General features: G+C 71.1%; 15 protein-coding genes. All 15 read right to left on the bottom strand.

Annotated features, from left to right (window positions below; translation table 11 throughout):
• Nucleotides 1-372: 372 nt before the first annotated feature.
• Nucleotides 373-1,365, bottom strand: a complete 993-nt coding sequence (locus ACH4ZA_RS25430; protein ID WP_398431764.1) for a hypothetical protein — start codon at nucleotides 1,363-1,365, stop codon at nucleotides 373-375.
• 109 nt (nucleotides 1,366-1,474) lie between these two features.
• Complete coding sequence (locus ACH4ZA_RS25425; protein WP_398431763.1) at nucleotides 1,475-2,962, bottom strand: hypothetical protein; 1,488 nt, start codon at nucleotides 2,960-2,962, stop codon at nucleotides 1,475-1,477.
• A 46-nt stretch (nucleotides 2,963-3,008) separates the two neighbouring features.
• Nucleotides 3,009-3,632, bottom strand: a complete 624-nt coding sequence (locus ACH4ZA_RS25420; RefSeq protein WP_398431762.1) for a hypothetical protein — start codon at nucleotides 3,630-3,632, stop codon at nucleotides 3,009-3,011.
• Between the two features lie 87 nt (nucleotides 3,633-3,719).
• The gene (locus ACH4ZA_RS25415; RefSeq protein ID WP_398431761.1) at nucleotides 3,720-5,276 is read right to left on the bottom strand and encodes a ParB/RepB/Spo0J family partition protein; all 1,557 of its coding nucleotides are present in this window, start codon (nucleotides 5,274-5,276) and stop codon (nucleotides 3,720-3,722) included.
• A gap of 95 nt (nucleotides 5,277-5,371) precedes the next feature.
• A complete protein-coding gene (locus ACH4ZA_RS25410; RefSeq protein WP_398431760.1) occupies nucleotides 5,372-5,659 on the bottom strand; it encodes a hypothetical protein in 288 nt (95 codons plus the stop codon).
• A gap of 61 nt (nucleotides 5,660-5,720) precedes the next feature.
• On the bottom strand, nucleotides 5,721-6,914 hold the full coding sequence (locus tag ACH4ZA_RS25405) for a DUF6573 family protein (RefSeq protein ID WP_398431759.1): 1,194 nt from the start codon (nucleotides 6,912-6,914) through the stop codon (nucleotides 5,721-5,723).
• 91 nt (nucleotides 6,915-7,005) lie between these two features.
• Nucleotides 7,006-7,617, bottom strand: a complete 612-nt coding sequence (locus ACH4ZA_RS25400; RefSeq protein WP_398431758.1) for a hypothetical protein — start codon at nucleotides 7,615-7,617, stop codon at nucleotides 7,006-7,008.
• 104 nt (nucleotides 7,618-7,721) lie between these two features.
• Nucleotides 7,722-8,618 carry a methyltransferase gene (locus tag ACH4ZA_RS25395; RefSeq protein WP_398431757.1) on the bottom strand — a complete coding sequence of 299 codons (897 nt, stop codon included), beginning with the start codon at nucleotides 8,616-8,618 and terminating at the stop codon, nucleotides 7,722-7,724.
• Between the two features lie 133 nt (nucleotides 8,619-8,751).
• Nucleotides 8,752-9,921 carry a hypothetical protein gene (locus tag ACH4ZA_RS25390; RefSeq protein ID WP_398431756.1) on the bottom strand — a complete coding sequence of 390 codons (1,170 nt, stop codon included), beginning with the start codon at nucleotides 9,919-9,921 and terminating at the stop codon, nucleotides 8,752-8,754.
• A gap of 56 nt (nucleotides 9,922-9,977) precedes the next feature.
• The gene (locus ACH4ZA_RS25385; protein WP_398431755.1) at nucleotides 9,978-10,784 is read right to left on the bottom strand and encodes an LPD29 domain-containing protein; all 807 of its coding nucleotides are present in this window, start codon (nucleotides 10,782-10,784) and stop codon (nucleotides 9,978-9,980) included.
• Nucleotides 10,741-11,997: a DUF3560 domain-containing protein gene (locus ACH4ZA_RS25380; protein WP_398431754.1), complete on the bottom strand. Its 1,257-nt coding sequence runs from the start codon at nucleotides 11,995-11,997 to the stop codon at nucleotides 10,741-10,743. Before ACH4ZA_RS25380 ends, ACH4ZA_RS25385 begins: the two co-directional genes overlap by 44 nt.
• Before the next feature lie 322 nt (nucleotides 11,998-12,319).
• Nucleotides 12,320-14,938 carry a hypothetical protein gene (locus ACH4ZA_RS25375; protein WP_398431753.1) on the bottom strand — a complete coding sequence of 873 codons (2,619 nt, stop codon included), beginning with the start codon at nucleotides 14,936-14,938 and terminating at the stop codon, nucleotides 12,320-12,322.
• Nucleotides 14,939-15,057: 119 nt separating this feature from the next.
• Complete coding sequence (locus ACH4ZA_RS25370; protein WP_398431752.1) at nucleotides 15,058-15,705, bottom strand: hypothetical protein; 648 nt, start codon at nucleotides 15,703-15,705, stop codon at nucleotides 15,058-15,060.
• A gap of 118 nt (nucleotides 15,706-15,823) precedes the next feature.
• Nucleotides 15,824-16,108 carry a hypothetical protein gene (locus tag ACH4ZA_RS25365; protein WP_319279391.1) on the bottom strand — a complete coding sequence of 95 codons (285 nt, stop codon included), beginning with the start codon at nucleotides 16,106-16,108 and terminating at the stop codon, nucleotides 15,824-15,826.
• Nucleotides 16,109-16,179: 71 nt separating this feature from the next.
• Nucleotides 16,180-16,743, bottom strand: coding sequence for a hypothetical protein (locus ACH4ZA_RS25360; RefSeq protein WP_319279393.1), 564 nt, complete (start codon nucleotides 16,741-16,743; stop codon nucleotides 16,180-16,182).
• Nucleotides 16,744-17,928: the final 1,185 nt, after the last annotated feature.

The following is a 17,928-nucleotide window of genomic DNA, read 5'->3' as shown; positions in this document are numbered from 1 at the left end:
TGATGCCGAACACCCCTTGGATACCGATGATCCAGCCCGTTCAGCGCCCATGTGGCTGACGTAGCTGATGGAAAGATCATCGTGAAGATAAGGCCCGACGAGCCGCTGTAGTGGTGGGCGCGTACGAAGGCCTTCGCCGTGTGGACCAGCTCGTTCGGCATCTCGCGGACGCGGTAGCGAGCGGGATCGAACCCGCCCTCGCTGGTCGGCCTCCAGCTGTGCCGGCGATGCTTCCACCGCTGGCAGACGGCGCCGAGATCGAGCGGGGGTTGCTCGTAAGCAGACATCAGGGTGTTCCCCTCGGGTCGGTGAGTTGGTGAAGGAGGCCGGTCCCGGGGTTGCCGCCCCGGGACCGGCACGGCCGGCGGTGGGTCAGGTCGTGGTGGGGAGCATCAGCTGACGGGGGGCGTGCAGCACGTCCAGGACGCGTTCGCGCCAGCGCATCGCCCAATGCACGCAGTTGGAGCAGCTCTTGTGCTTGCCCTCGCACTGGGGAAGCGGGTCGTTCCAGCGGGCGTCACGCGACCACGCCAGAGAGTCGGCGGAGGCCAGGTACTCGGCGCACGTCTCCAGCGCCTGGGTCTTCAGCCCGAAGCCGTGCAGGCGCAGCCCGGAGGTGGCCACCGTGGCGAGGACGGCCTGAACGTCCTTGACTGACTTGCGGCGGCACACGGAGCCGACCCCGACCAGCGGATAGTCCGCCAGCCGTACACCGCGCTTGTCGTACAGGTCCAGGCAGGCTTCGTAGTCGGCCGGACGCCAGCCCTGGACGGTCGGGATGATGTCGACGCCGGGGTCCTCGGCCATCAGGTCGACGAAGTTGCCCACGGTGCGGTTGATGTGCTCGTGCACGGACAGACCGGTTTTGGCGATCATGTCGGGCTCGCACATCCAGTCCTGCGGACCGGCCCAGACCAGGCGGCCGATCCCGTCGCGGAACTGGCGCAGCTCGCGGACGTAGGCGTGCGGGCCGATCGTCCAGCCGCCGTGGGTGTCGAGTTCGGAGAAGGCGCCCGAGTCGTACACCCAGGCCTCGGCGGCGCGCGGCAGCGTGGCACGGCCGGTCAGGGCGGAGCGCGAGACGCACATGGGAACGCCCCAGGTGGACAGCGACCTGGCGTGGTGTCCGCCGAGCCAGAACATCGGCCCCTCGGGCGGCGAGTCCCCTGGGTGGAAGCCGAGGCCGTACTCGCAGTGGCAGACGCAGCTGCCCATCGTGCAAAACCCGCAGTCCAGGCACTGTTCGTGGTAGCAGTGGCCGCAGGCGTAGCGGACGGCGGGCGTGCAGGTGCACGTCTCGGGATACGGGGTGTACACCGGCGGGGCCGGCATCGGGCGGGCTGGGGCGGTGAGGACGGCGTTCACGGGCGTGTCCTTCGAGTTGGTGAGTGGGGGGCCGGTCCGGGGTTGCCGCCCCGGACCGGCGGTGGGGCAAAACGGCGAGCGGGCGTGGCTGACGCGGTCGGTGACCGCGTCAGGCGTCCGCGCTGGGCGGGTCGCGGTCCCAGGGACCGAGGACAGCCCGCGGCTCCTTCGCCCCCTGTGCGCGTTCGCGTCGTGCGGCCAACAGCAGATCGAGGATCCGCCGGCCCTTGACCTCCGCCTGGTGGCGCAGATCTGCGGGCATCTGGACGGGGAGCACCACCCGCCGCGACCGCAGATCGACCTCCAGCGTCACGGTGCGCACCAGGGTGCGGGCCTGCTCCTGGCCGACGTAGAGGTGCAGCCGCGCCTCGACCCGGTGGTCGACGGGGATGAGCTGTACGTACTCGTTGCCCCAGGAGAAGTCCGCGACGTCGGGGGAGAGCCGCACCCGGGCGGGAACGGTGCGTCCGGTGGGCACGTCGCGGTCGTTGAGCGGGGCGGTGGGGTCCTTCTCCCGGCACGTCACGTGCTCGTGGAAGGGGTACCAGCCGGGCCCGTAGAAGACGGCTCGGGGGTCCAAGGCGTAGGCCCAGTCGCCGAGTTCCAGCTTTACGCCGTACGCGTAGGCCTCGTCCTTCGAGGCGACCTTGAGGTCCAGGGACGGGACCTCGTGGGGAGGCCGGGCCGGGGCGAAGTCGGGTGGTGGGGGCAGGTCGGCGGGCAGGAACGTCGTGCGGGTGTTGCCCAACTCGTCCGGGTCGAAGGCGCCGTCGCCCACCACCTTGCGGACCAGGCGGGGGACGGCGCGCTCGCGCGGGGTGACGCGCAGGGCCACGGCCGAGCCGTCGGCGGAGATCAGTGCCTGGAAGTCCCAGTCCGGCTGTGCCGCGCTCAGGTCGTGCTTGACCTCGCGGAGCGCCCGGGAGATGCGGCGGCCGAGCGGGTCTTCCGGGTCCATGCGGCGGGTTGCGGGCAGGATGAGGGCGGCGTCGGGGTGCCACTGGTCGGACAGGACCTGCCACGGTCCGGGCTGCAGCAGCGAGGCGACCTGGCCGGCGAGCTGCTCGGCGTCGGTCAGCTCGCGCAGGACGGCGGCGGTGAGGCGGGCGGTGGACGGCGCGTCCCACGGGCCGCCCAGGACCAGGCTGAGTCCGCTGCCGGGGCTGCCCAGGGTGACGCTGAGCCGCCTGCCTTCCAGCCAGGCTTCCGCATGCCCGAACCGGACGAACAGTCCCGGCTCACCGGGCCGTTGGAAGGGGGCGCCAGTGGTGAGCAGGCGGGCAACGGCCTCCAGGGGCGGGCGGCCATCGCGGGCGTCGGGCAGGGCCGGGGCGTAGCGGGTGACCGTGTCGAGAATGCGCGAGGTGACGGGCGTCGGGGTGTGGGCGCTGATACGGGCGGTGCAGATCCGGGCGGGGCCGGTGGGCGACGGCGCGGCCAGTGCGGCCTCAAGCTGGCCGTGCCGCTCGCGGGTGCGCAGGGTCAGCCGGTAGCCGCCGGGCAGGTCGGCGCGGGTGCGGTCACGGCCGCGCAGGCGGTGTTCGACGATGGTGTCGGAGATCGCGTAGGTCGGAGAGGTGGGCTCGAACTCGTACATGGCGCAGGCCTCCAACGGCGGCAGTCGGCGGGGTGTGCGGGGGCAGTCAGCGGGTGATGCGGGCCCGGGCGCGGTCGGCCTGGACGTGGACGGCATCGGCGTGCGCGGCGGCGCGGACCTTGTCGGCCCACTCGGCGGCACGCTGGGCCAGTCCTGCGAGGCGAACGAAGGCGGCGTCCTGGTGCTGGCGGGCGCGGTCCATCAGCGCCGCGTGTTCGGCGGTCAGCTCCTGGGCGGTGTACGCGGCGATCGCCTCGACCCCGTGGCGGCGGGTGACGCGTCCGAAGGGGCAGGCGCCTTCCTCCTGCTCGATGACGGCGAGGTCGGCGGCGGGCCAGCCGGTGTCCTCGTCGCGCGGGCCGAGCTGGATGTCGAGCACGCACACCGCGTCCGCATCGTGCAGGCCGTCAGCCTGGTAGCGGATGTGCGGCCGGGGCACGGGGCCGGTCTGGCGTTCGGTGTGCGCGCGCCACAGTTCGGGGGAGGGGTCCTCCTCGTCCTGGTGGAGGCGGTGAAGGTAGGAGACCAGGGCGGGCAGCTGCCAGGCGGGGGAGCCGAACGGCGCGGCCGGCATGGCGAGACCGGCCCGCGCGATCAGACCGGTGTGGTTGCTGACGGCGGCCTGGGCGACGAACAGAGAGGCGTTGATGCGGAGTTCGGAGCGGAGCATGGCGAGGCCTTCCGGGCGGGCAGCGCGCAGAGAGCGAAGGGGGAGGGGGCCCGGGCCGGACCTGTCAGGTCCGGCCCGGGCAGCAGGTCAGGACGCGTCCTCGGAGTCCTCGGCGCTCACGCCGTCCGGGTCGTCCGGGGTGTCCTCGTCGGCCTGGCCGTCGGTGTCGGCCGCGTCCGGCTCGCCGTCCTGGTAGGGCTCGTCCTCGACGATGGCCTGTTCGACGCTGGAGAGCGGGTAGCCGATCTCGGCGAGGAAGGACAGCCACGTGCGGGCGTCCTCGCGGATCTCCCGCAGCTCGTAGACGGCGGAACGGGCGGTGCTGTCGGTGCGCCAGGTACGGACCTCGCCCATGCGCTTCTCGAACGTCGCGGCCAGCACCGCGAAGTTCAGCAGGGTGAGCTTGGCGGGGGTCGCCGACTTGGCGCGCTCGGCGGGCTGGTCGTAGCCGGTCAGCTCCTTGACCAGGTCCCGGCGGCCCGCGTCGCCCACCCACTGAGCCACCGGCTTGGGGCAGGAAAGGAGCTGCTCGGTGATGAACGCGGCGAGTGGCTTCGGCGCGGTCTTCCTGCCGACCAGGTCCTTCAGCCACGCCTGCCGGGCCTTCTCGGCGGCGCGGTAGGCCTTGTTGCCCTCCTTGACGTACTCGCGCGACGGCTCCGACGGCTTGGCCGCACCCGCCGCCTGCGGCTGCTCCTCGGCCTGGTCGCCGTCCGCCTCGGGGGCGTCCTCCTGGGGCGGGTAGTGGCCGAAGCGGTTCGGGTCGGTGCAGAAGTAGTCCACCTCGCCGGGCTCGCGGGGGTTCTCGGCCCAGGTCGCCACGTGGCCGGGGCAGTCGGCGTGCGCCTCGGCGCTCATGGGCTCGCCGTCCGGGCCGTCCAGCTCGCTGAGCGGCTCGGCGGTGGTCGGAAGCGTGTCGCTGTCCTCGGCCAGCCGTACCCCGGCGGCCTGCAGCTGCGGGCGGACCTGCTCACGGGCGCGCTGCTCGGCGCGGTCGTCGCGCTCCCACTGCACCTGGAACTCGAAGCGGCCCTTGGCGTAGGCGTCCAGCAGTCGGTTGATGGCGTCGGCGTCGTCGTCGAACTCGCCAAGCACACCCAGCACTTCGAGGTCGAGGTCGTACGTACCGGCTTCGGCGAGCGCCGAACGGGTCCGCTCGCCGACCGACTTGGCGGTCTTCACCGCCTGGGACACGTCCCTGCGGGAGCGGCCGGTGAGCTCCGCCACCCTGGCCTGCTTCATGCCCGCGCCGACCGCACCGAACAGGGCGTCGGCCTGCTCCAGCTCGGTCAGGCCCCGGCGGTAGTCGTCGTCGTTCTCGATGAGCTGGTCGATGAAGTCCTCGCCCGCCTCGCGCAGGGAGGGGTCGAGCACGTACGCGGGGACCTCGATCGCGTCCTGCTCCGCCTCGGCCTCCTTGGTGGCCCTGGCGGCGAAGTAGCGCCGGTGGCCCATCTTCAGCTCGTAGGTGTCCTCACCGAGCGGGAGGACCACGACGGGGACCTTCACGCCATTGGCCGCGACGGACTTGAGGAACTTCTCGTCCAGGTTGAGGTCCTGGCGGACGTTGTGTTCGTTGACGCGGATCTGGCCGAGCTGCAGGGTGACCCGCTGCATCGGTGTGGTTGTTGCGGTGTCGCTCACGGATTGCTCCTCGTGCGATCGGTTGGTGTTGAGCAAGTTGCCGCTTGCTCTCAAGAATCAATTATACGCTCTTTTGGGGTTGAGGCAAGACCCCTTTATCCCTGGCCGGATGCGGCGCGGTGCTCGCGGATCGCCTCCGCGATGCCCTCGGCAACCGCCTCGATCTCCTCGATGGCGTGCACTTCGCGGAACACGGCAATAGGGCCAGAGGGGTTGAGGCTGGCCCACAGGCGCAGCTCGCCGCGCTCGTCGACGTCCAGCGAGTACGTGTCGGCGCCCTCGGCTTCCAGATGGCCGGAGGCCTTCCACGGGCCGGGAGTGGCCGTCCAGCGGTCGCCGAGGATCTCGGCCACACGGTCCGCGACCGCAGCGGGGGTAGTCATGAGAACCGGTCCTTTCGGGTTGGAAGCCCGGGGGCGGTGCGCCCCCGGGCCGGCCGGGCGCTCAGTCCTCGTCAGGCTCCATGATCGTGATCACGGGCTCGCCTTGGTCGCCTGGCCCGATCGCGCAGACGAGCCGGACCGGTTGGGCCTGCCGGGCGCGGCCGTCGCGCGGTACCCGCCGCAGGTCGACGGTGACCTGCCCGTCGCCCCCGCCGCTGCGCCGGATCGCGTGGCGGGCCATGGTCAGCACGTCCCACAGGCGGCCTCGTTCGTCTTGCGGCACCTGCCGTTCGCTGTCGCCCTCGTTCCAGGCCACGCAGCCCTCCCATACGGCGCTGGTCAGGGCGACCGGGACACGGAAGCCGGCCTCCCGGGCCGAGTCGGCGTCGGCGGCGACCAGGACGCCGTCTGCCAGGGCCCGGGCGCGGGTGTAGGTGTGGATGATCTCGCCTGGGTCGGTCAGGGGGACCGACCGCATGGCGTCGCCGCTGACGGTGTAATCGTCGGTGACGGCGGCGTCGTGCAGAACCGAGTCGATGCGGGACAGCACGCTGTCGTGGCTCACCCGTCGTTCGCGCGGCGAGCCGGAGCGGTGCCGGACGGGCTGCTGTTCCTCCGGTGAGCTGGGGCCGTGGTCGGCCGGGGCGGTGCCGGTGGGCGACGGGGCGGCGTCCTCCTCGGCCACCATCGCCGCGTGCACCGCGAGCACCGTCCCCAGAGCCGCGACCCTCCCGGCGTCTCCGGCGGCCTGCGCCTCGGCCCGCTCCTGCTCGAACTCGTCCCGGATCTGCTCGTGGCTGTAGCCCTGGGCGAGCTTGACGCGGACGGTCTTTCCCACGAGATCGACCGCCAGGGCGGGCAGATGGCCGGGCAGGCGGTCACCGTCCGGCACACCGGATGCCCGTGCGTGCCGGGCGAGCGTACGCGCCGCGCTGCGGTCCTGCGTGCTGGTCGGTCCGGCGGCCTGGTGCGCGTGGCGGGTGCCGGGCGCGGCGGTGGGGGCCGCGGGAACCTCGGCGGCCGGCTCCTCTGCGGTCAGGACGTAGAACCGGCTGGAGTGAACGTGAACCGTCCACTTCTGCCCGGGGGTGTCCTCGGTGAGCCGGGCGCGCCGGTTGCTCTCCCATGCCTCGAAGGCGGCTGCCGGGGCGACCGGCAGCATGTTGCCGCTGTCGGAGTCGTAGGCGCGGCAGGTGCGGGCCGCCGTGCGGATTTCCGCAACGCGCTTGGTCCAGTTCCGGCGGATGGTGGTCATGGTGCGTCCTCCTGTGTCGAGTGGTGCCGGATGAGTTGCCGCTCATTCCGGTAGGGGGCCGGGCGCCGTGGTCGGCGCCCGGCGGGACGGTTCAGGCCCGGACGGCCGAGTCGGCGGTGCGCAGGGCTTCGCGGGTGGCCTCCAGCAGCGGTGCGGAGACACCGCCCGCCTCCAGGTCGGCGGCCGTCATGCGGCCTGCCTCCAGGTCGCAGAACAGGTTCCCCAGGCAGACCGACAGGGCGCCCAGCTCGTAGCGCAGACCGTGCGGGGTGACCGTGCGCGCGCCCACCAGGAACCCGTGCCGGTCGTAGGGGGCGGCGTTCACCAGGTCGCGCACGGTCGGGTAGTCGTCGGAGGTGCACCCCCGGAAGCGGGTGGCCCGCAGGAAGGCCACCATGGCGCGGTCCATGCGGAAGGTGCCCGGCTTCGTGTGGTCGTCCTCCTCGGCGGCCTCGACCAGCCGTCCCACGGGCTTGGTTCCGGTCCATCCGGAGTTCGACGGGGTGGTGTTCTTGCCGTGAACCTCGGCGTTCCGTACGTGCGCGTACCTGCTGTAGACGGTGGTGCCGCCCGGGCTGCGCTCCTCGTGTCCGGCCACCTTCTCGACCAGCCAGACCGGCTCCGAGCCGGGCCGGTAGGCGGTGAAGTCCTCTCGGTCGAAGACCAGCATTCCGGCGGTGATGTCGTGTCCGTAGGCGCCCATGTGCGGTTTCCTGTCTGCTCGGTGTGGGTCGGTCGGTGGCCGGTGAGTTGCCGCTCACCTGCAAAATCAATAATACACCCTCAAGTAGCTGATCAATCCCCTTTTCAGAACAGGGTGTCCCCGCCGCCGTCGCCGAACCCGGCCGACTGTGCGGCTGCGGGTGTGGCGCTGGTGGTCTCGGCCGTCGGCCTGGGTGGGCGGCTGGCTGAGGCTTCCCGCTCCGCGCGCCCGGCTTGCTCGGCCTGGGCCTCCAACTCGTCCTCGTCGCGGTTGTGCACCACGATTTCGACGGCAGGTGAGGCGTCGCGCCACTGGTCGCGGTACTCGTCCGTGGGGATGCCGGGGTTGGGGCGCAGCTTGATCCCGGTCTCGCGGTGGAAGCGCTCGTACGCGGGCGAGTCCTGCGAGACGAATCCGGTCTCGATGCGGAACGGGGCGGATTCCCTCGGGATGATGAACGCCCCCCGCCGGGCCAGGGTTTCAGCGACCGCGATCACGTGGAACTCGAACAGCGGTCCCCGGTACCCGGGGGCGTTGGAGCTGCGCTTGATCCGCCCGAACGGGGGGTTGCTGATCGCGCAGTCGAAGGAACCGAGGTTCATGCCCGGGAGGTCGAGCACATCCGCGCAGATCCACTGGGCCTCCGGCAGGATGCGCCGCCCTACCTTCACGTACTCCGGGTTCTTCTCCACGCACACGATCTCGCGCGGCGGCAGACGCTCCCAGCGCCGGTTCCAGTAGTCGCGGGCGTGCCAGGCCAGGCGTCCGATGCCCGCGCACAGGTCGATGATCCGGTCACCCGGAACCACGTGGTGGAGTTCGCCGGCGAGCTCGGCCGGTGTGAAGAACGCGCCGTCCAGGGTGCGGCCCATGTTCGCGGACTCGTGGAAGTGGTCGAGAACGAATTCCCGCTCCTCCTCGGTCAAGTCCCGTTCCATGTCGACCAGTTCGCACGCCCGGTTGTGCTGCTTGGTCTGCTCTTTGCTGAGCTTTCCGGCCATGGCATGCCGCCTTTCGCGGTGGTGTGGGGGAGCGGTCCTGACGCGGTTGTCCGGACCGCTCCAGGGCGGTCGTGAGTTCGGTGGGGAGCGATGGCTACGGCGTCCGCGCTGCGCGCCGGGCAGGAGGCGTTCGTCAGGTGTCGGTCGGCGGCTGGAAGCTGCTGCAACGGCCCCACCCGCGCGCGGGGTCGTGCTCCGTCTCGTACCAACCGCACGTCCCGCACCGTGGCCCCCATGCCGGGGGCGGGGCGGTGGGTTCGGCGATGTACACGTCTGCGGACTTCCAGGGGAAGCCTCGCGGGGCGAACCTCACGGACTCGTCCGGCATGAGCAGTGCCCAGCCGTCCGGCCAGTCGATCGGGCCAGGGCGCGTTGCTTCGGAAACTGCCTCACGGACGGCTGCTTGCGTCCAGACCTGCGGAATGCGGCCGTGTCCGGTGACCCGGTACGCGTCAGCCGTGATGTACCGCTCCGGGTGGGTGATGATGACGCCGGAGTCGCGATCCGGCGTGAACGTGATCGCTGAATGCCCGTTGGTCTGGCGGTAGACGATCGTTTCGTCGTCCGTGATGGCGGCCTGGCTGGACAGCCAGAATCCGAGTGATCCGCCGAGGAATGCGCGCACCGCGTCGCCGCTGAGGTGAGGCCGACCGTATCCGGGAGCCTCCCGCACGGGGATGCCGGTGTCGTCGTGGTGGATGGTCTGCGTGTACCGCGCGTACATCCGCGCATCGCGGACCACGATGCGCGGACGGGGCGCACCGTCGTACCACTGCGGCAGCGGCACAGTCTCCAGCTCTGTACCTGGCAGCGGACTGCCGGGCTGGATCCATCCCGCTTCCTTGTCCGCTCGGCACATGGCGGGCGCGTCACGCACCCACGCGAGGAATTCACCGAAACCGCCGGCATAGCGGCCGTTGCGCTCGGACACCTCTCCCCAGTAGCTGGAGCCGTACCAGACGCACCGGGCGGTGAGTTCAGCGACCGTGGTCGGCGTCGGGAATGCACCGGTCAGGGTGATCGTGCGTACGGGGGCATCTTCCACGATGCCCTGGGAGGTGACGGTTACGGCCCACCCGTTCGCCGTCGCTGCCTCGACCAGCGTGCGCGCCCTCGTGGGCAGTTCGGCGACCTCGGCGGCGGACGGTGCGGCGGGACGGGCCGCGGGGGTGTCGCCGGTCGGCTCGACCCTGGGGCCGGCTCCGCCGTCCGTCTCCCACGCCTCGACGGTGCCTGGGTCGGTGACGGCGGCGCCCGGGTCCGGGCGATCGCCGGTGAGCTGAGAGGGGAGGTGTGTGGACATGGGGGCTCCGCTCGGTGGGCCGGGCGCCTGGGGCGCCCGGCCGGTCGGGTGTCGGTTCAGGCGGTGGAGGTCGGCTCGGGCTGCGCCGTGGTGACGGTCAGGTTCTCGGCGCGCAGGTCGGCGGCGACCGCGTCCATGAACCCGGTGTCGGCCTGCTGGTCACGGCTGCCGGGGGCGTACCAGTACTGGTTCTTGCGGTGCCACTTGAAGCCGTGGCGCTTGAGGACCTCGGCGGCGCCGTCGCCCAGGCGCGTACCGGTGACCGTCGTCCCGTCCTCGTCCGTGTGCTGGAGCGCGAGTCCCTCCGCGCCCTCGTCGCCCTGCTCGCGGGCGTTCGCCGGACGGGTGGCCTGGGCGGCGGCCTGCTCCTTGGCGGCGGCCCAGCGCTGGGGAAGGACAACATCACTGGCGATCTGCCACATCTGCTGCGGGGCCCAGTTCTCCTGGATGACGTGGCCATCGACGACGCAGGCGGCGAGCATGCCGCTGGCGGGGGGCTCGGCGCCGTCGTGGGCCTCGGACCACAGGACGGCGGCGGCCTTCAGAGCTTCGTCGGAGACGTCCCGGTGAGTGTTGATGCCGTCGACCAGCGGCTTACCGGTGACCTTCCGGCCCTTGACGGTGACGGTGACCGTGTTGTCCGTGGACTCGTAGCGGTCCTCCATGCCGTTGAACTGCGCGCCCTGCATGGGGCGGGTGTGCTCCTCGACGTCGGCCGTGGAGGGGCCGTCGGTCCAGTAGACGGAGATCCACGCGGAGGCGGTGCCGGTGCCCTTGCGCACGCTGAACTTCACGCCGGGGAACGCCTTCTTCAGGCGGTTACGGAGCTCGGCGGCCACGTCCTTGGTGTCGATGTGGTCCATGCCCTGTCCTTCTGCTGCGAGTTGGGTTGGTGGCGGGTGAGTTGCCGCTCACCCGCGGAATCAATAATACGCTCTTACTGGGAGGGTTCAACGCTTCGTCCGCATCAGTCGGCGAACCCGGTGACGGGGCGGGCTCCGGGGTGATGTCGCGCGGGTCGGCTGGGATCGCCTCGCCCGCGAGGGCGGCCCGCATCTGCTCGGCCGACATGCGCCCGCTCACCTCGTTGTAGGGGAGCGTGTACGTGCTGCCCTTGTGCCGGGTCTCCGCCGTTGCCGCGCGGGTGACAACGCGGCATCCGTCGACGGCGCCGACGGTGCCGCCATCAAACGCGGCGTGGATGTGCGGCACGGTCACCGTCTTGGCGTTGACCCGGGTCACCTCGTACCAGGACCCCCGCCACCGCACGAAATCACCCTTGATGAAGTCGGCCCGACCCCACACCTTGAAGCCGCGCCGCTCCGCCTCCTTGATCGTCTCCGCCCAGTACGTCAGCTCTTCGTCGTACTCGGCCAGACGGCGCGTCAGCTCCTGGTGGCGCGCCTCGGACGGCTTGCGTCGCCACACATCGGCCGTCCGGCCCTTGTCGTCGACGCCGTCACGCTCCCGCAGAACGCCGCGCCGCTCCGCCTCCAGCTTCTCGATACGGCGCAGCGTGCGCCCCGGGTTCTTCCGATACCGCTCGTAAGCCTCCGCCGCCTGGGCGCGGTTGGCCCAGTATCCGGCCCGCTCGCCCTCGGCGATGCTCTTGCGCATCGCGTTGTGCATGCGCTCCTGGTCCCGGCGGGCGCGCCCCTCCGAATGGTGGCCCACCAGGATCGGCTGACCCATCCAGAACCGTTCGCCGATCCGGTCCGAGGCATCCCGCGCCGACTGCGACGATGCCGCCGCCCGTCCGGCCCGGTCCGTGAACCGGTCCGCCCTCTGCTCGGCCGCATCCACGCGGGCGGCCTCCCGCTCGGCGAACGACATGGTTTCTTCGATCACCACAGCGCACGACAGGCCGAGTGCGCGCACCGCCTCCGCCGCCCGGTTGATCTTCCACCGGTCGGCGTCCTTGTAGCGGCTGCCCCGGATGAAGATCCCCGGGGTACGCCGGTAGGTCCAGCCCAGCGGGCGCAACGCTTCCCACACCCCGTCACCCTTGGCGGAGCCCTCCACAGTGGTGCCGTCTTCGTGGGTGTGCCGGATGACGATGTCCGCCGCCTCGGCCACCTCCTCCGCTTCCACGATGTCCCCGGGCAGGGTGAGCGCGCGCAGTGCCGCCGGAGAGTGCCCCATGACCCTTGCGGCGCACTCGGCGCAGCGCGGGGCACAGCCGGGCACGTCCCACAGCAGCACCCCGAACCCGCCACACGTGTTTGCCGCCGCGCAGTCACCGCGCCCGGCAGGCTTCGCCCAGTCGATCGGCATAACCGCCACAGCTGCCGCGACGGGGGCCGGGGTGTCGACGCCCGGCACCGCGCCCCCCTCTGCCTCCCACCCGTCCACCCCGGACGGGTCGGACACCACGTCAGCCGCCCGCGCGGACACCTCGTCACGGGGTGCCGGCGGGGGGGGAGCTCTCCGCCGTCCCGCGCGAGCGCTCCGCCCTCGCCTCCCACCCGTCCAGGTCGACCGCATCCGCGTGCGCGTCCGGCCGCACGTCCTCGGCCAGAACACCCGGCGCCTTGCACTGCTGAGCAACCGTGGCATTCACCGCGTGGAGCGTCGCCACGATGCCCAGCCGGACCCCGTCCACCCATGCACCCGACGCGCTCACGTCGTACAGACCGGCCGACCAAACCGCGCGCACTTCCGCCGGAACCTTGCCCGTGGCCCGCCCTCCGGCGCGCACGGTCACCGTGGCGCCCTGACGCTGCATTGCGACGGTCCACCCGTTCGCTGTCGCCGTCTCGGCGAACGCCACGGCAGCCATAGGCAGCCACACACCCGGCGCCGCCTCGGTCTCCGCCATGACCGGCGCACCCGCGTAACCGTCCTGCCAGTCCTCCAACTGAGCCGCCGTCGGTGCCTTGCCCGCCGTCGGGATCTTCGGCGCCTTCCACGGCTGAACCAGGGCCTTGACCGACGCGGACGCCTGCCCCTTCTCAATCCCGCCCGTGTGCCCGTGCGTCTTCTTCGACGGGAGGTCACGCCCGATCAGCGCCCGCCCCTCGTCACGGGCCGACACGGCGTCCGCGAGGAGATCCACGAACGCGCGACGCTCCGCCATGCCCGGCGCGTGTTCCATGTCCGGCGACACCTCAGCGCACGCCGGAAGCTCGAACATCACCGCCGCCCCGCCATCGGCCGACGCCCACGCCCCACGCCCCGCCGGAACGTCACCGGCCGCCGCACGGGCCAGGAACTTGCGACCGGCCGCCGCACGCTCCCCGGCCTTCCTGGCTTCCGACTCCAGCGCGGACAGCTCACGCTCACGCCACCGCACCACATCCCGCGCACCCTGGCGCCGCTTGTCCGCGGCCCACGACACCTCACGCGCACGCGCGGACCACGCCCCCGCCGTCTCCTCCGCAACCCACACATCCGGCCCCAGCACACCCGCCGACCGGCGTACTTCCTGGTGAAGGTCGTACGCATCCCGCCGCCACGCCGCGCACGTCTCCGCGTGCTCCTCCGCCACCGTCAGCCGCTCACGCGCCACGGTCAGCGCACGGCGCGCATGCTCCGTCAGCCACGCCCGCGACACCCGCACCGTGCCCTCGTACGGGCCACGGAACGCCACCGGGAACACCCCACCCCCCTTGCCGTGGCAGATCACCGGCAGCACCTCGACCGCGCCTCCGTCGGTCTCCCACCCGTCCACCCCGCCGGGGTCCGACACGACGTCGGGCAACACCGCCGGGGTCTTCTTGACCTCGTTCCCCTCCGCCGGAACGTCCGGTGTCACGCCGCTACCGGCCGGAGCGTCGCCGGCCGGAACCTCGGTCTTCTCGGCCGGCCCCTCCCACCCCGGGCGGGTGATGCTCAGCAGGAACGCCGACGCCTGGGGCCGCAACCGCCCAGCAACCGCGCGCGGTTCCGGCGCACGCTCCGCGCACTCCTGAGTCGACGGCACGTCAAGCCCGAACCAGCGCACGACGGCGAGAGAGTCACGCGCTTCCCAACGGGCCGTGTCGACGTCGCCCCGCCCGTACGCGGACGCTGCCCCCTCTGCGCACTCTTCGGCCTCACGGACTGCACCCCGGGCGCTGTCGTACTGCTCGTCCGTCAGACCGTCCCAATCGATGCGCTGAGCGAACGCACGGACCGTGTCCAGGGCAGCGCGCGCCATGCCGACCGACACGGCTGTCTGTGCGTGCTCCTCCGCCTTCTCCGCCGCGCGCTCCGCATGGATGCCGTACACGCGCGCCGTCTCGGCCGTCGCCCGCAGTACCGCCGCCGGACGCTCCGCGATCACGTACGCGATAGCGGCCCCCGTGACCTCACCCCACGTGCCGCGCACGTCCCCCGTCGGAAGGGTCACGGTGTGTCCGCCGCCCGACTTGAAATGGAAGCGGAACGGGAACCGCTCACCGCACACGGACAGTTCCGACAGCAGGTCGGAGCGCCGGAACTCCCCCTCGTAACGGTCGCCCAGCGACCGCGCTTCCATCGCTTCCGGCCACTCCTCCGCCGCCCTACGCGCGCGCTCGACTTCCGCGACGGACGGCGCCTTACGGGCACGCTGCCGGGGGGCCGAAGTCTCCGCCGCGGTCTCGGCCGGACCGGGCGCCGGAGCGTCCGCCCGGTCCGGCGCGGTCGGCTGTGTGCGGGCGGTGGGCGCCTCGGCGGTCACCAGGTCCGCGACGGCGCGCCATGCGATGCCCTGGGCGGCCGTCTGGCCGTAGCGGGTGAGGGTGGCGCCGTCCCAGCGGTGCCCCCGGGCGGTGAGTCGCCACACGCAGCGCAGGACGGTTTCCCCGGCCTCTTGACGGGCGGCGAGCAGCAGCGCGCAGTGTCCGGGCTGCGTCTGGACGGTGGCCGTCCATCCGGCCTCCTCGGCCTGGGCGGTGAGGCGGGCCAGGTTGCGGGGCAGGGCCACCCCTCGGGCGTCCGCTGCGTGGGGCTGCTCGGCGGGCGGGGCGGTGGGCGCCGGCACTTCGGCAGGGGCCGGCGCCGGTTCCTGGGCGGGGGCGCTCGTGCTGGTGGCGGGGTGCGTGGTCGTGGTCATGGCGGTCTCTCCTGGTCGGGTTGGTGCCGGGTGAGTTGCCGCTCACACCGGGAGGCAGGGCAGGGAGGCAGGGGCGTTCCCGCCGGGCCGGTCGGGCGACCGGCCCGGCGGGGTGGTGCTCAGTTGCGGCGGTTCGGGGGCCGGTTGTCCCGGGGCGCGGTGCGGCTGGCCGCTCGGTCGCCCGTCTCGGCCTGGTCCTGAGCGGGGCGCGGTACTCGCTCGGCCTGGCGGAACTCGACTCCCGGCTCTGGGGCCAACGGCACGCCGTTGGGGTCAGTGCTGTACGCCTCTCGGATGGCCTCGGAGGTGAGCGGCCGAAGCCAGAAGTTCCGGACCTTCCAGCCGCGTACGAACTCCGATCCGTCGGGGGCGAACGTCCGCACGACCAGTGCGCCGGTCGCGCACCCGACCATGGACGCCGCGATTACGGCGCACACCCGCGTGGATGCGACCTCGTTGATGATCAGGGCGTCACCCATGACGGTGAGTTCCTGGCCTTCGGTGAGGTCACTGTGCGGCGTGCTGGCGTTGGCCACCATGTGGTGCGTCCCGTCGCCGAGAACGGCGTTCAGGAGCGACAGGTACGCGTCCGCCGCTCGGTCGAGCAACGCGTGTGCCGTGTCGGCGGCGGTGTGCATGGCCTCACCCGTTTCGGCGTCGCTGACGGGTGCGGGGGTCCACCGCATCGCGTCCATGCCGAGGTCCTCGCCCGGGTCAACGTTCTGCCCTTCGAGGGTCCGCCGTACGTGGTCTTGGTACTCGCTCATCGTTCCCCTGCCTTGGGTTGCTGAGTTGATGGCGCGTGAGTTGCCGCTCACTCGCAGAATCAATAATACGCTCTTACGGGGGGTGATCTCAACCCACAATCCCCCCGGACGTGGCGAGTTACGACGACTCCACCGGCGTCACCGTCGTACGGAAGAACGCGTTCCGAGTAAGGCTGAACGTGACCCGCTTGGTCTCGCCGGTGCTCTCGCGCCTGCCGTAGATCTCGACGTCGGTCAACTCATCGCCCTCGTAGGCCACTTGCAACACCGTGCCTTCCCACACCTCCGGCCACGGGGCGGACCGGAGTGCGGTCCTCGGGCGGGCGTAGGCGGCCAGGCTCCGGGTGGGGTTGCGCTCGATGCGTACCCGCTGCCCCCGGCTGAGCTGTTCTGTGGCGGTCATGCTGTCCCCTTCTCTGATGGCTACGGCTCCGGGAGGGTGGGGCGACCGCCGGTCACCCCACCCTGGGCGCGTCACTGCCTCCGGGCTGCCTGCTGCTCCTCGGCGGCCATGGACAGCTCATTGACCCCGTGCCGGGCGTGGTCGGCTCGTACGCGCGCGGCCACCTCGCCGGCGGACGGCAGTCCGAACCCGCCGTCACTGGCGAACATGTCGTACGCCTCGCGCCACCCACGAACCTGGCACTCGACCGCGTTCCGCGACGCGCACGCGATCGTCAGACCTCCGACGGTGACCGACAGTGCGCCGATCCCGTCGGGGCTCACTGCTGCGCTACGGGCACGGATCTTGGCGCGACGGGGCGCGTCGTCAAGGATCACAAACGAATTGATGGTGAGTTCGGGCTCACGCAATTCGCCTGCGTCGATCTGCTCAGGAAAAATCCTGTTGAGCATTTCGGCGGCCTCGCACCAGCCTTCCCACCAAACGCGCGCGCCGGTAGGGTGCCGGAATTCGATGATGGCTGTCGGGATCTTGAGTAGGGGAATGAGCGTCAGACCGATGGATGCATTGGTCTCATGCTCTCCGGCAATGTGGATCGTGAGGCGGCTTACTGCCTCAACGGACTCGGTGTCCAAGGGGGCTCCTCGGGTTGGTGATTGAGACTCAGTCAGGTTGCCGCCTGACTGCAAAATCAATAATACACTCTCAATGGGCGGGAGGCACCGAAACACGGAACCTTGCAACATCCCTTGCACCTTCTCTTGCGGCTGCTCCTGCGCCTTCTCTTGCAACATCTCTTGCGCGAGCCTCTTTTGGAGGGTCGACGTATCCGCAGGTCAACCAAGGGTTTTGCGCACGGTCGGGGGTCTGACATCCCCTCTGCTGCCACTTTTCCCGCGCCGGTTGAAGGATTAGAGGAATGGGGCGGGGGCGGGTTGTGTGGTGGCCTCGGGGATTGGGGGCGGCCTGTGGTGTGTTGCGCGACGGCGGGGGCCGTCGCGCTGTGGGGCCGTGCGGCCCTGGGGCTGGGGTGGGGTACCGGTGTCCAGCGGCCTCCGGTGTCCCCTCCTCCGCCTCCTCCTGCCGGAGGCAGCCTCAACCCTCAACGACTCTGAGTCTCGGGGTGGTACCAGCCGAGACGCTCATAAGCATGGAAGCGTGGCGGATGCCGGTGGATGGTTTCGCCGTCCGGCCCTGGGGGCCGTTCGGCTCGGGTACCTCCGTTCGTTGTATTCCGGCGTTCTGAATTCGGGGGTTCCATTCTATGGCTGGGGTATTCGGCTCCTGTAATTCGGAATTCTGCCGGTTGGGTTTTCCTCCGGGCTAGGGGTGGGGGCACACTGCGCACTACACAGCCCCTGCGCATGATGCATCTTGGGGTCTGCTGGTTCCCGTGTCGGGTTGATGCTCCGTCATGCCGCATCAGTGGCGGTGGGTTGGGGTGTAGGCTGTCGGAGTATTGGTAAGGGTGACGGTAGGAGGTGGGGGAGTTGGGGAATCGGTTCGGGTGGAGCGTAGCGGAGCCCGTCACTGCGAAGGGGGTGTGCGGGGGCGGGGTCGGATGGTTCGTCAACTGTCTGGGGGTGGTGGCCTGGAATCCCAATCGCTACACAGTGCCGCACGTGATGCATCCGCCCCTTGCTGCCAGCGCAGGCACCCGCGCTTGCGCGGGTGCCTGCAATTCCCGCTTGCGGGAATTGCATTGCGGTTATAATTCCGTTTACGGAATTCAATTCTCGCGCTTGCGCGGGAATTTGGCGGAGCGTCAGCGGAGCCTTTTACTTTGCAGCGGCTTGCCGCTGCAATACCCGCTCCGCGGG

It is taken from the genome of Streptomyces sp. NPDC020597, assembly GCF_044335095.1.
Lineage (GTDB): Bacteria > Actinomycetota > Actinomycetes > Streptomycetales > Streptomycetaceae > Streptomyces.
This window is presented reverse-complemented; position numbering and strand designations above follow the sequence as displayed.